At 63.3% G+C, this 1,049-nt stretch carries 1 protein-coding gene; it reads right to left on the bottom strand.

Annotated features, from left to right (window positions below; genetic code table 11):
• Nucleotides 1–16 precede the first annotated feature (16 nt).
• Nucleotides 17–960, bottom strand: a protein-coding gene (locus tag J3367_RS20950; protein ID WP_244495380.1) for an IS630 family transposase whose coding sequence is annotated in 2 segments (ribosomal slippage) — nt 17–624 and nt 624–960 — 945 coding nt in all. Because the reading frame shifts where the segments join, the coding sequence is not laid out codon by codon here.
• Between the last annotated feature and the right edge of the window lie 89 nt (nt 961–1,049).

Genomic DNA, 1,049 nt, shown 5'->3' with positions numbered 1-1,049 from the left:
CTAGAGCAGATCCGGCCTATTCCGGTTCATAGCCGGCAGCGGCGAAATAGTTGGCGCATTCGTCTGGCTTGAAGAGCGGGATGACGGCGCCGACTGCATCCCATAGCCCGTCGACTGTCCTTTCGGCCTTTGATCTCATCACCGCCTTGAGCTTGGAGAAGGCCATTTCGATCGGGTTGAAGTCGGGACTGTAGGGCGGCAGGTAGCGCAACTCGGCGCCGGCCTGCTCGATCGCGAGGCGGACGCCTTCGGCCTTGTGCGCGGGCAGGTTATCCATGATCACGATGTCGCCCGGGGTGAGCGTCGGCACGAGCACCTGATCGACATAGGCTCGAAAGGCGATGCCGTTCATGGCACCGTCGAGGACCATCGGCGCGGTCATGCCGGTCAGGCGCAGAGCACCGGTGAAGGTCGTCGTCTTCCAGTGGCCGTGAGGAACCCCGGCCCGGCAACGTTCACCGCGAGGAGCCCGTCCACGCAGGCGGGTCATCTTCGTCGATAGGCCTGTTTCGTCGACGAACACCAGGCGGGCCGGATCAAGATCGAGCTGGTCGTCGAACCACGCCTGACGCCGCTTCAGGAGCTCGGCGCGCTCCTGCTCCAATGCATGTGCGGTCTTTTTTTGAACGTCCAGCCACGACGGCGGAGCCAGACGCTCAAGGCGCTGCGACCGATCCGGACATCCGCCTCCGCATCGAGACGGCTCACCATCTCGTCGAGCGTGATGTCCTTCTGCTCCTCGATCATTCCGACGATGAAGGCTTCGTGCGGATCGAGGCTCGACCCACGCTGCCAGCCCTGTCGCCGGGCCGTCCGTTCGCCGATCCTGGCTCTCCCAATCCACCGGATCGCGGTCGATATGCCGATCCCGAACCGGGCGGCGGCCTGCCGTGCAGATATCCCGTCCGACGACGCCTTCAAAACCCGTGACCGCAGATCCTCGCTCAACGCTCTGGCCATCATCCACCTCCATCGAGGTAGAAGTTGAACCAGACGTCGGGCACACCGTCACTTCACATCCGATTCATCGATCAGAGGATGCGCTCTAG

The sequence above is a fragment of the Aurantimonas sp. NFXS3 genome (assembly GCF_049132005.1).
GTDB lineage: Bacteria > Pseudomonadota > Alphaproteobacteria > Rhizobiales > Rhizobiaceae > Aurantimonas > Aurantimonas coralicida.
The sequence above is the reverse complement of the archived record's forward strand: the minus strand, read 5'-3'. Positions and strand labels throughout refer to the sequence as shown.